Raw genomic sequence first — 11,926 nt, 5'->3', positions numbered from 1 at the left:
CTCACCACGATAATTCCTCGGGGGCGATCCGCGATGGATTTTTGTCGATTGAAACAATCCTTCCGTTTGCAAGATGGAGGACGCGATCCGCCATGCCTGCAATCGATGTGTTATGCGTAATGACAATTGTTGTCGTCCTGAGTTCGCGGTTGGCGCGGGCAATCGCTGCGAGAACGAGCTTGCCCGTGTCGACGTCGAGGGCGCCCGTCGGTTCGTCGCAAAGCAGCACGTCAGGGTGTTTGACAATAGCGCGTGCCACCGCAACGCGTTGCTGTTCGCCGCCGGACAATTGCGAGGGAAAGTAATCCAGCCGATGGGATAATCCGACGAGAGCAAGCGCCTCCTCGGGGTTCATCGGATTATCGGCAATCTCCGCAACGAGTTCGACATTTTCCTTGGTCGTCAGCGAAGGGATCAGATTGTAAAACTGGAACACGAACCCGACATGCTCGCGGCGGTATCGTGTCAGGTCGGCTTCTGACGCGCCGGTCAGTTCGTGATCGCGCCAGCGCGCCGTTCCGGCCGTTGGCGCATCGAGACCACCGAGAATATTGAGCAGCGTCGATTTTCCAGATCCCGAAGGGCCGAGAAGAACCACAAATTCGCTTTCGCTTATGTCGAGATCAATCTCACGAAGAGCATAAACCAGCGCGGCACCTGAGCCATAACTCCTCGATAAGCCACGCGCCTCAAAGACGATGGAAGTCCTCGTCGGTTGAGCGGCAACAGGCACATCTGCACTGAAAGTCATGTTGACACATACCATGCGATAAAAAGGAACGGTCCCTGGTCTGGGAAAATCATAGAAATCATTCTGCCGCGAATGGCGGGTGACGATTGTCCGGCACCAATGCCGGACAGTTATCGCGATCGTAGCTCCGGATCGTAGGGCAGCGTCATCGGCGCCTCGGGCTGCCAGGGTTCGAGCAGGCGGGTGATGATATTTGAATGATGCATCTGAAACAATTCGTGGCCGCTCATCCAAAATCCTCCCGGAACATAGAGACGGTTGTGTTCCGAAAGGAAGGACAGGAAGGATTCGGATACGCCGCCATCACGCAGCAGCTCTACATAGCGGCGCGTCGAATTCGACGATGGAACATTGGTGTAGACGCGGCGCGGACCGTGAAACATCCAGGCGGTCGCATTTCCGGCTATCCTCTGTTCACCCTGCAAATAGACCAGAACGCAGGCGGAGAGGCACTTGTGATTTTCAGTGACGAGCGTGGTCAGTTTCGCGTCACGGCGAATTTCTTTCAGAACTTCGATGACCTTTTCGGCATGGCGCATTGAACCGCCGCCGCTGTCGAGTTCAAGGACAATGTTATCTCGCCGGCCGCGCAGCTCAGACCAAATGTCTTCGAGGTTCTCCGCCATCGGATATTCGATGGGGCCTTCGTAAAGAATTACGACTGCATCGGCGTGGATCGAAGGGCGGTGAGAATGTGCAAAAATATGAAATCCGAGGCGCTCAGGATGCTCATGCTCTGCACAAAGACTTGCGGTCGGGGCTATGAGCCAAGCTGCAATCCACACGATAAGAGATATCGAGGCCTGAGACATCCGCTCATTATAAAAGCGGTTTTTTGAAGAGCATTGACGCGGATCAAGAGCCGGAAAACTCTGCTTTCCGGCTATCCGAGCCATGACGCTGATTTAATACCTCAGTGTCATTGCAATTTTCGACGCAGAATCAGGCTATTTTCATTCTGGGCCGAACGATGCAGGCAATTTGAATCGGTGTCCTGTCCTATGGGTAATTGCAGAGCAGTTGCTCACGACACATAGAAGGCGGCGCAAATTTTAATGCACATCATTTGGTGCTTGTCATGGTCCGGCGCGCGTTGCGCACGGATTGATGCGCCATAACAGTTTGAAGAAACGAATTCTCACTGTAACTGATAATGTCAGGCCTTTGCTCTCGAAAAGGCTGTAACGGCGAGAGGAACAGCATGGAGCGGGCAAGCAGCGGCTGGATCAACGGATTGATCGGCGTGATAATTTTCAGCGGATCGCTGCCGGCGACCCGGGTAGCCGTGCAGGCGTTCGATCCGATATTCCTGACAATTGCGCGCGCGGGCATTGCCGGTATTCTGGCCGCCGTTCTGCTCGCCATTTTTGCGAAGCGCTGGCCGGGGCGGCGTAATTTTGCCTCGCTTGTCATTGTCACGTCAGGTGTCGTTTTCGGCTTTCCGCTGTTGACGGCGATGGCCCTGCGGCACGTCACCTCGGCGCATTCGATCGTCTTCATTGGCCTTTTGCCGCTTTCTACCGCCATTTTCGGAGTTTTGCGCGGCGGAGAACGCCCGAAAGCTGTCTTCTGGCTGTTTTCGATTCTCGGCAGCCTGTTGGTGGCGGGATATGCCCTCTCGCAAGATATTACGGCTTCGCTGACCGGTGACGGCCTCATGCTCGCGGCAATTATCATTTGCGGGCTTGGTTATGCCGAAGGCGCGCATCTTTCGCGGAAACTGGGCGGCTGGCAGGTAATCAGCTGGGCGCTGGTGATCTCGCTGCCAGCAACGGGCATTCTGGCCTTCGTGTTCTGGCCGGCGAGCTTTTCAGGGATTGCCCTCTCCTCATGGGTGGGGCTTGCCTATGTGGCCGTGTTCAGCATGCTGATTGGCTTTATTTTCTGGTATCGCGGACTGGAGCAGGGCGGCATATCCTCGGTCAGTCAGTTGCAACTCCTGCAACCGTTCTTCGGATTGGCTCTCGCTGCGACACTGCTTGGCGAGCCTGTGAACCCTGTGATGATCGTGATTACCGCCGGAGTCATTGGCTGCGTGGCCGGTGCGCGCAAATATGGAAAATAGCCTGCCGGCCTTCGTGCGGATTTGTGCTCCTGAAAAATACAGATTCGATGAAGAACAATGGCGGTGGACGCAACCTCATCGGAGCGTATCGCAGCGCCAGAATTTCCTATTTACAGTTGAAAAAAGGAAATTTCGTAATTTTGAGGTCAATCGGGCCGAATTGTCCGAATTTGGCGCAATTTTTGGTGACTTGATCGATTCTCGTGAACAATTGACAGAGAAATAATTGCATCCTGTCAGGGAACAGCGCTGGCCGTGCAGAGAGGGGCAGGTGACCTGACAGGGAGAAAATTATTGCAGCCTTCGCCTGAGTTCCTCAAGTTCTTTCAATTTTGAGCGGTTCAAGCCCGGCACGCCCGCATTCTGGGGGTCAGTTCCCAATTCCGAAACTTCAATCCCGATGTTCAATGCGTCGGGCCAGGGCGTCGCCGAGACCGATCGTCGGCTTGGCATCCGGGCGACGGAAAGTGCCGGTGGCCGCCTTGCGCAGTTTTAGGCCGACGAGCCCTTCGGCCTGTTTCACCGCAGCAGCCATCTGGTCGATCACGGGCACGGGAATACGCTCCTGAACGCGGGCGGCCAGCCCTGCCAGCGGCGCACCCGCCAGAATGATGACATCGGCTTCAAGTTCGCTGATAGCTTGATTGGCGAGATTGACCAACAGATGTTCCTTCTCGTCCTGCACGTCGGAAACAGATATGAACGGGTCGTCAAGCATGCGGATGCCCGCGCAGCGCTCTCTTAACCCATGCATGTCGACGCATTCCTGATACCAGGGGCCGAGAGCACGCGCAAAAGTGACAATGGCAAAATGCCGACCCATCATGCAGGCCGTGAGCATTGAAGCTTCCGCCATTCCAATCACGGGAATATCGAACAATTCCCGCGCGCCGAACAGGCCCGGATCGCCGAATGCCGCGATGATTGCGGCATCAAAATCCTGATGTAATTCCGCAAGCATCTCAAGGGCAATGGCGCCGCCGATCTGGGCTTCGGCCCGCGTTGCGATGTAGGGAACGCCGCGTGTCGCCGTGACTGTTGCGATCGTGGTGCCCGGCGAGGCGGCCTCCTCGGCCGAGCTGGCAAGCCGCGCGGTAATGTCCTGGCTGGTGTTGGGGTTGAGAACGAGAATGCGCATGTGTCGATGTTGCTTTTTCTTTGGCCGGATCGGACGCTCCGGACGGGTTCGCGGAAGGCGATAGCCTGCGCCCCTGATGAGGCGCAGGCAGGCACCGGGCTTATTGCGGCGTGTCGGTCGGATCTGCACCGACGCCGGGCACGCCCTTGCTGTCTTCAGCCTTCTGCAGCTCGGCAAGAAGCGCCCTTTTTTGCGCGTCGGTTGGCGTTGCAGACTTCTTGTCAAGCGCAGGCAGAATGTACTGGCTCATCATGTAGCGCAGAATCTGCAGGCATTTGGCATCGCGCAGACCGCCATCGACGGGCAGCATGCTGGTCATGGTTATGACAGCATTATATTTTGGCAGAACAACGATGTTCTGACCTTTGAAACCCATTGTATCGAATTCAGGCTGGTTGCCACCTTCGACGCCGCCCTCGACAATATTGTGCACCCACCAGTAATAGCCGAAAAAGGGCGTACTCTGGCCGGAGGTCATCTGCTTCATCCAGTTTGCCGGTGCAACCTGCGTGCCGTTCCATCGGCCGTTCTGCAGGGCCAGCATGCCCAGACGCGCCATATCCACTGCGCGCAGGCGCAGTCCCCAGCCGCCGGAAACAAGCCCTTTTTCGTCAGCCCGTGTCCAGGCATAATGTTTCATGCCAAGCGGCTTGAAGAGCCTTTCTTCAGCGTAATTTTCCAGTTTCGTGCCGGCAGCAGCACTGAGCATTGCTGTGGCAAGGATGGGATTGACATCCATGTACTGGAACACTTTGCCCGGTTCCCAGGCCGGGGTGGTGGTTGCCGCCAGTTTCAGGCGGTCGGGCGCCTCATAATAGATAGGGTCGTTCGGCGGCTTGAAATCATAGTAAAGTCCGGTTGTCATGGTGAGCACATTGCGCAAGGTGACCTTGCCCTTGTCGGCCAGTGCGGCCTTGAGGTCGGGACGCGCGTCTGCCAGAACATCCTTGACCGAACTTTCGAGTTTGATCTTGCCATCGCTGATGAGATCGCCGGCAAGAATTGCGGTTGCGGCCTTGGTGATGGAGTAAAGTTCGTAATTATTGTCGCGGGTAAGTCCGGAACTGTAACGTTCAAATGCGATCTTGCCGTCCTTGACGATGACCAGACTGCGAATGTCGAGTTTGGAATCCCGGATCCATTGCGACAATTGCACAAGCGCGCCGGAGTCGATACCGACCTGCTCCGGCCAGACCTCCTGCAATTCTGTCGGATCCGGCTTGGCCGGAAATTCAACCTTGCTGCTTTGCGCAGCGGCCATGCCGGCGGCGCCGATGCTCATACTCAGGGCCACTGCCGGGGCCAATACCGGACGAAGCCACGGCGTTGCCTTATGCCTTGGGTTAATTCGCGTCATTCCTTCCTCCCATAATATTCTGCGCGCATTATTTTGCGCGCTACGGCAGGAATGGTGCCTCAGCCCTTTGCCAAGATCAAGAGAATTTTGCATTTTGAATGCAAAATTTTTAATTCGACATAAATGCAGGAATATCAAAAGTGGCGAAGCGGCAATAGAGGTGTTGATCCCGTCCGCACTGGTGAAGGAATGGCGCGTATCAATCTTCCGATTCGCGCAGAAGCGACCGGGCGAAGCCAAATGGTGTTGGATGGCGTGGTTTAGCCGCGCGTGCGCTTCATTTGCCGGATTTTTCGGCGGCATCCATCGATGCGCGGACGATGTCGCCGGTCTTGGCAACGTGAGCACGCATCAGTTCGCCCGCACGTTGGGAATCGCGGCGCTCCAGAGCAGCCAGAATTTCTGCATGTTCCTTAACGGACTCGCTCCAGCGTTCCGCTGTCTGAATGGCCATGTAACGCGCCCGCCGCACCTGAGCGATCAGCCGCGCATGCATGTCAATCAGAACAAGATTGCCTGAAAGCCTGACAATCGCCTCGTGCAGCAACTGGTTATCGTGAAAATAATCGTGGCGGTTCCGGGACTGATGATGCTGCTCGATACGAGTTTGCAGCCGATGCAGCATTTCAATATCGGCAGGCGTTGTCCGGAGTGCTGCCAGTTCAGCTGCAATACGTTCGAGACCGCTCAGCATTTCGAACAGATCGGCTATTTCCTTCGCGCCCAGCAGCGCCACATGCGCGCCGCGTCTCGGCAACAGGTTGATAAGCCCCTCGGCGGCCAGAATTTTCAGTGCCTCGCGCAAAGGTGTGCGGGAAATCTGCAATTGCTGGCACAATTCAGCTTCGTTGATCCATTCGCCAGCTGCGAGCTGACCTTCGACAATCATGTCGCGCAGCCGCTCGGTGGCTTCATCATGCAGGGGACGACGGCGTATTGGTTCACCGGGCGCCTCGGCCCCGCCGGACAGTGCACGCGCGGCAATTGCTTCGCTGGTTAGGTCCGATCGCGACAAGGGTGCGCCCTCCTTCATGGCTGCATGCGGCGCGTCTCGCGCACTTGAGTTGAGTCATAGTCACTTGACAAAGACGCGGCAAGTGGAGTAGCTCTTTCCGCCATAAATATTTTGCATGCAAAATTATGAATGCAATAAAATAAAAATTGAGACTGGGAGGTCTGAATGTCAGCGTTCGAATGCGTCATCAGGGGCGGCATGGTTGCGACAGCGGTTGACACGTTTCGCGCCGACATCGGCATCCGAAACGGCAAGATTGCCGCTCTGGCTGACAATCTGCCGGCTGGTACGCGAGAAATAGATGCAAGCGGACTGCTTGTTCTGCCCGGCGGAGTCGATGCGCATTGTCATCTCGATCAGCCCACGGGCGATGAATCGGTCATGGCAGATGATTTTCTTACCGGCTCCCGCTCGGCCGCGTGCGGCGGCACGACGACAATCATGCCATTTGCCGCCCAGATGAAAGGCCAGAGTCTGCGTCAGGCCGTCGATGACTATCATCGCCGCGCCGGCAACAAAGCCTGCATCGACTATGCATTTCATCTTATCGTCACCGATCCGACCGAGCAGGTTCTGGGACAGGAATTGCCCGCGCTGATCCGTGAAGGCTATACGTCTTTCAAGATCTACATGACTTATGACTCATTAAAGCTGAGCGATTATCAGATTCTGGACATTCTTGCCCTCGCCCGGCGCGAGCGGGCGCTGGTGATGATTCATGCGGAAAACGCCGATTGCATCAGCTGGCTCACGCAAAGGCTGGAACTTGAAGGCAAGACTGCGCCGAAATACCATGCGACAGCCCGTCCGCCGCTGGTCGAACGCGAGGCAACCCACCGCGCCATCACACTGGCGGAACTGGCCGAAGCACCTATCCTCATCGTGCATGTTTCCGGCCCGGAGGCCATCGAGCAAATCCGCTGGGCCCGAAGCCGCGGCCTGCCAATTTACGCCGAAACCTGTCCGCAATATCTTTTTCTCACGGCGCACGACCTCGCCTCGCCGGGTTTTACCGGCGCCAAATGCATCTGCAGTCCGCCGCCGCGCGATATCGCCAGTCAGGAGGCCAACTGGAACGCCTTGAAAGAGGGGCTGTTGCAGGTTTTTTCATCTGATCACGCGCCATTTCGGTATCAGGACCATCAGGGCAAGATGGTCAATGGCACGTCAGCGCGTTTCTCCTGCATTCCTAACGGTATACCCGGATTGGAGACGCGCCTTCCCTTGCTGTTTTCCGGAGGGGTCAATGGCGGGCGGATCAGCCTGCAGGAATTCGTGGCACTGACCTCGACGAACCCGGCTAAAATGTATGGGCTCTATCCGCGCAAGGGTTCGATTGCCATAGGCGCGGACGCTGATCTTGCCATATGGGATCAGCAGCGCGAAGTGAGGATCACCAATGAAATGCTGCACCACAATGTGGATTACACGCCTTACGAAGGCATGAACGTGCGCGGCTGGCCAGTGATGACCCTCTCGCGCGGCCAGGTGCTTTGGGCGGATGGGAAATTTTCGGGATTAACCGGTCATGGGCAGTTTTTGCCTTGTGGCCTGCCGTTGGTCGCATGAGCGCTTGCATGACATGGCGCGCCATGTCTCATTGCAGAGGTTTAGCATGCGATCGGCCGCAGATGAGCATCAGGGGCGATGTATTCATCGGCATTTCACAGGCCCTTGGGAGCGCAGCAGCAGACTCCTGAAGTAAGACTTCGCGCAGCATTTTGAGATCTGCCGGCCCATTTATCAACATCAGGAATTGAACATGACAACCACTTCACCTCGTGCTGCCGTCGCATCCGGCAACCTTCAGCGCACCAATGTCCGATGGAAGATATTCCTGCTGATGCTGATGCTGATCTCCATCAATTATATCGACCGCGCCTCGCTGTCCGTGGCCATGCCGATTATTTCCAAGGAATTCAACCTCGATCTGACCACGCAAGGGTTCATTTTGAGTTCGTTCTTTCTCACTTATGCTTTGATGCAGATTCCCGGCGGCATGCTGGCCGACAGGTTCAAGCCGCGGATTGTCATTGCCGCGTCGACTTTGGGCTGGGGGCTGTTTCAGGCGCTGGCGGCGCTCTCGCCTAATGCGCTGATGCTGATCGTGACTCGCCTTGGGCTTGGCGCCGCCGAGGCTCCGATCTATCCGGCAGGTGGAAAACTCAACGCCATGTGGATGACGCCGAATGAACGGGCCCGCGGGGCAACCCTTCTCGATGGCGGCGCGCCGCTGGGAGCGGCGCTCGGAGCGGCGATCATCGCAGGTCTCATTGCAGAATTTGATTCCTGGCGCGTCTCCTTTGCCATCGCCGGCATCGGCACGGTGCTCTGCGGCGGCTTTGCATGGTGGTACATCCGTAACAATCCCGCAGAGCATCCCCGCGTTAACAAGGCCGAGGCGGATTACATTGCCGAGGCCCATGCCGCCGAAGATGCATTGGCTTCGGGTGCTCCTGCCCGCAGCATTGCGGCTTTCTTCCAATTTCGCTCGGTCTGGTGCATGTGCCTTGGATGGATGTTCTTCAATTCCGTGTTCTACGGATTGCTGACATGGATGCCGACCTATCTTTCCGTGGTTCATGGCCTCGATATCAAACATCTTGGCGGGTCGCTGTTCATCATGTTCTTCGCGGGTTTCATCGGAGAACTTGTCGGTGGTCAGATCGCCGATATATGGCGGGTGCGCGGCGGCACGCCCAATGTAATCTTCCGGACCTTGTTTGGCATTGCCGCAATTGTCGCCACCATTTCCATCGTGCTTGTCGCCTATGTGCATGACGCCCTCCTTGTGGTTGTGCTGCTTTCGACCACACTGTTCTTTCTGCGCTGGTGCGGCATGTACTGGGCTATTCCAAGCATTCTCGGCTCGCGCAGCCGGTCTGGATTTCTTGGCGGCTGCATGAATCTGGGAGGCAATATCGCCGGCATCACGGTGCCGGTGATTGTGGGCTTCATCGTGCAGGCCACCGGCTCGTATTTCATGGCCCTGATGTTCTTCGCAGGTTGCGGCATCGCTCTGCTGGTGTGCTCCAGCGCCATCGACTACAGCCGCAAGCTGCCGGTCTGAAACCGGGGGCGCGACCCGCGCCTCCTCTTCCGCTCTCGAATATTCGGCCCGCTCAATGACCAGATTCATACGCCTTGGAATGCTGACGCCTTCATCCAACACTGTGCTGGAGCCGACCACATGTGCCATGCTGGCCGGCCTTCCCAACATTTCCGCGCATTTCGGACGATTCAAGGTGACGGAAATCGCCTTGTCGGCAAGCTCCGACAAGCAATTCGATGATACGGAAATTCTGCGTGCTGCCGATCTCCTGGCCGATGCAAAAGTCGATGTTATCGCCTGGAACGGCACTTCCGCCAGCTGGCTGGGTTACGATCGTGACGAGGTGTTATGCGAGCGTATCACAGCGGCAACTGGCATTCCGGCTTGCACTTCGGTGCTGGCCTTTCGCGAAATATTCAGGCGCACCGGTGTGCGGCGCCTCGGACTCGTCACGCCCTATCTGGCCAGCGTGCAGCAGAAGATTATCAGCAACTGGCAGGCTGCCGGATTTGAATGCGCTGGCGAGTGTCACAGCGGTTTACAGGACAATTTCTCCTTTGCCCAAGTGGGTGAAGAGGACGTAGCCGCCATGATCCGTCGCGTGGCCGGTCAAGGCTGCGATGCGATTGCGGTGGTGTGTACCAATATGCGCGGTGCAGCTCTGGTCGAACGCCTTGAGACGGAACTGGGCGTGCCAATCTACGATTCCATCGCGACAACGCTCTGGAAAAGTCTCGCTCTGGCTGGCGCGCCGCCCGACCAGCTGAAAGGGTGGGGCAGCTTGTTCCAAAAGGTCAACGCAGCCTGAACCAGTAAGGGCAGCCGGCACGTGCCGCTGTTCAAAGTGCTTGTACGCTTTTCCGAAATGAAGACCAGCCACACCTCTTGGCTGAAGGAAGGCTCATGCCTTTTTGGGAAAGCGTGACAGGAAAACGGCCAGGATTGGCCAGATCTTCAAAATGGGAGTGAAACGCATGACAAAAACTGGATCATATCAAAAATCGGCGTGGCTTTTGGCTGGCGTTGCGAGCATCGCATTGCTTGTCACAGCGCCGGTTCGCGCCGCCGATGAGCCGGGTCTTCCCGTAGCGGCGCCGGAGGATGTCGGAGTGGATTCCGGCCCGCTGATCAAGATGTCGGAATGGATCCGCGGCGACAAACTCGATGTGCGCAGCCTGCTGGTGGTCAAGGATGGCAAGCTCATTTTCGAGCGTTACGAAGGGGGGCTGAGCCGCGATTACAATTACGAGCTTTACTCGGTGACCAAGACCATTACGGCGCTGAATTTCGGCATTCTCGCCGACCAGGGTAAGATCAGTGTCGATGACAAGGTCGCGCCGTGGATTCTGAAGATCAAACCGGAATTCAAGGATGCCCTGGCTGACAAGCAGGACATTAAATTGCGGCATCTGATGTCCATGTCGAGCGGCCTTTTGTACAAGCAGGTGGAGGGCTCCGATCCGCTTTATTTCAAGGCGCCGAACCGCCTGCAGGTAGCCCTGACCACTACCCCGCGCATCCCGCCCGCAACTGAATTCGAATATACCGATGCAAATCCGGTGCTGGTTGGTGCGGCGATCCAGGCAGCTTCCGGCGAGCCGGAGGCGCAATTTGCGCAAGAGCATCTCTTCAAGCCGCTCGGCATGCAGAATGCGCACTGGACCGGCACTGACCAGACCGGCATGGTATCGGGAGGCTGGGGGTTGCGTCTGCGGGCAGTCGATATGGCCAAGCTCGGGCTGCTGATGCTGAACGGCGGCAAGTGGCAGGGCGAGCAGGTCGTGTCGAAGAACTGGATCGACCAAATGTCGACACCCTCGGCAACAGCGACGGCGAATGATTACGGCTATTATTGCTGGATAAACCATATCGTCGAGTCTGAGCCGGAATATGGCGCCATGGGCTTCAAGGGACAGTTCATCACCGTACTGCCCAAGGAGCATGCTGTGGTAGTCATGACCAGCATCCTGCCGACCGATGGTGGCCTGCGCACCGGAACCTATCTGAATATGTATCGCCGGATGGTCAATGATTACATTCTGCCCGCCATGCATGGCGGCCAGAAGCCCGCCGCAACCGATGCACAGCGGGAGGCGCTGCGCAAGGAACTGGAACTGAGCAATCAAAGCAAGGGTGTGCCGGGAACGGATCTTGCCTTCAACGATGGTGCTGAGCGCTGAAAATGACCTGCAGCCCCCAAAAATTGGGGGCTGCTATTCTGGCAATCCACTTGTCCCGCTCAATTTTGAAAAAATGGGGCTTTCGGTCTGCGCTGCTGCGGGAGACGGTAAATCTTTTTCTGGACTTCTGACATGAAGGGAACCGCCCGGCACTGCGGCATCGTCCTCTCAAATCTTGGCATTCCGCATAAAAGCTGGCGCTCAGGGAAACCTATCGCCTATTGCGTCCGGGGTGGCTGTTTGGCGCTGACCCTGTATGAGCCTGACAGATCCGATGATTACAGGCGCTGATAAAATGTAGCCGGATATTTTCAAAGCGAAGGGACGGGGCGGTTCGAAGTAAAAGGTAAACATCGTCCCGGATTTTC

The 11,926-nt window shown here is 56.7% G+C and carries 10 protein-coding genes; 5 read left to right on the top strand and 5 right to left on the bottom strand.

Annotated features, from left to right (window positions below):
• Window position 1: 1 nt before the first annotated feature.
• Together AC0N03_RS13800 and AC0N03_RS13795 are read right to left on the bottom strand one after the other, a co-directional pair.
• The gene (locus AC0N03_RS13800; protein ID WP_474289394.1) at window positions 2-751 is read right to left on the bottom strand and encodes an ABC transporter ATP-binding protein; all 750 of its coding nucleotides are present in this window, start codon (window positions 749-751) and stop codon (window positions 2-4) included.
• A gap of 110 nt (window positions 752-861) precedes the next feature.
• Window positions 862-1,563 (bottom strand): hypothetical protein, encoded by a 702-nt coding sequence (locus AC0N03_RS13795; RefSeq protein ID WP_474289393.1) that lies wholly within the window; start codon window positions 1,561-1,563, stop codon window positions 862-864.
• A 389-nt stretch (window positions 1,564-1,952) separates the two neighbouring features.
• On the opposite strand from AC0N03_RS13795, the gene AC0N03_RS13790 reads away from it, so the two are divergent.
• Window positions 1,953-2,816, top strand: coding sequence for a DMT family transporter (locus AC0N03_RS13790; protein ID WP_474289392.1), 864 nt, complete (start codon window positions 1,953-1,955; stop codon window positions 2,814-2,816).
• A gap of 391 nt (window positions 2,817-3,207) precedes the next feature.
• On the opposite strand, the gene AC0N03_RS13785 is transcribed toward AC0N03_RS13790, so the two are convergent.
• From AC0N03_RS13785 to AC0N03_RS13775, 3 genes are all read right to left on the bottom strand, one after another.
• Window positions 3,208-3,954: an aspartate/glutamate racemase family protein gene (locus AC0N03_RS13785; RefSeq protein WP_474289391.1), complete on the bottom strand. Its 747-nt coding sequence runs from the start codon at window positions 3,952-3,954 to the stop codon at window positions 3,208-3,210.
• 100 nt (window positions 3,955-4,054) lie between these two features.
• Window positions 4,055-5,311 (bottom strand): serine hydrolase domain-containing protein, encoded by a 1,257-nt coding sequence (locus AC0N03_RS13780; RefSeq protein WP_474289390.1) that lies wholly within the window; start codon window positions 5,309-5,311, stop codon window positions 4,055-4,057.
• Window positions 5,312-5,588: 277 nt separating this feature from the next.
• Window positions 5,589-6,326: a GntR family transcriptional regulator gene (locus AC0N03_RS13775; protein ID WP_474289389.1), complete on the bottom strand. Its 738-nt coding sequence runs from the start codon at window positions 6,324-6,326 to the stop codon at window positions 5,589-5,591.
• A 165-nt stretch (window positions 6,327-6,491) separates the two neighbouring features.
• Between AC0N03_RS13775 and hydA the strand changes: the two genes are divergently transcribed.
• From hydA to AC0N03_RS13755, 4 genes are all read left to right on the top strand, one after another.
• Complete coding sequence (hydA, locus tag AC0N03_RS13770) at window positions 6,492-7,895, top strand: dihydropyrimidinase (protein ID WP_474289388.1); 1,404 nt, start codon at window positions 6,492-6,494, stop codon at window positions 7,893-7,895.
• A 193-nt stretch (window positions 7,896-8,088) separates the two neighbouring features.
• Window positions 8,089-9,396 (top strand): MFS transporter, encoded by a 1,308-nt coding sequence (locus AC0N03_RS13765; RefSeq protein WP_474289387.1) that lies wholly within the window; start codon window positions 8,089-8,091, stop codon window positions 9,394-9,396.
• 55 nt (window positions 9,397-9,451) lie between these two features.
• Window positions 9,452-10,186: a maleate cis-trans isomerase family protein gene (locus tag AC0N03_RS13760; RefSeq protein ID WP_474289386.1), complete on the top strand. Its 735-nt coding sequence runs from the start codon at window positions 9,452-9,454 to the stop codon at window positions 10,184-10,186.
• A 166-nt stretch (window positions 10,187-10,352) separates the two neighbouring features.
• Entirely contained in the window at window positions 10,353-11,558 is a 1,206-nt protein-coding gene (locus AC0N03_RS13755; protein WP_474289385.1) for a serine hydrolase domain-containing protein, read from the top strand.
• The last annotated feature ends 368 nt before the right edge of the window (window positions 11,559-11,926 follow it).

This window comes from Methylocystis sp. sgz306128, assembly GCF_056032725.1.
Note: the sequence above shows the minus strand (reverse complement) of the source record. Positions and strands in the feature narration are given on the sequence as shown.